This window comes from Leifsonia sp. SIMBA_070 (assembly GCF_046534635.1).
GTDB lineage: Bacteria > Actinomycetota > Actinomycetes > Actinomycetales > Microbacteriaceae > Leifsonia.
Genome location: NZ_JAWRYK010000104.1, coordinates 1 through 332, shown reverse-complemented (window position 1 = coordinate 332; position 332 = coordinate 1). Strand labels below are relative to the sequence as shown.

At 65.4% G+C, this 332-nt stretch carries 1 protein-coding gene; it reads right to left on the bottom strand.

What is annotated here, in order from left to right:
* Positions 1-14 precede the first annotated feature (14 nt).
* Positions 15-332: hypothetical protein (locus SB754_RS19605; protein WP_410784070.1), on the bottom strand; the 318-nt coding region annotated here is incomplete at its 5' end.

Here is a 332-nt window from a genome sequence, read left to right as displayed (position 1 = left end):
AAGACCCCGTTCATCTAAAAGCTCCCCAGCAGCTGGGCGAAGACGCCAAATAGTCCGGCAGCCAGTGGAATCGACGCCAGAATGGCCACTGATTCCATTCGTTTGGCCACCAGCCGGAAGCGGGCAAGCGTGTGGTCCGGAAACACGAGGGTCAGCGCCGCGGCAGCGGAAACCGCGGTTCCCAGGACAACAAGACCCACCACCCAAGGCTGACCGGGGAGGAACCGCAGCGCTGCCAGCGCTGCGGCGCTGAGGCCCACGGCGACAGCCAGATACAGGGCGGTTCGCTGTGCCGCCAGCGGAAAGGACCGGGTGCGCAGGAAAACCGCCAG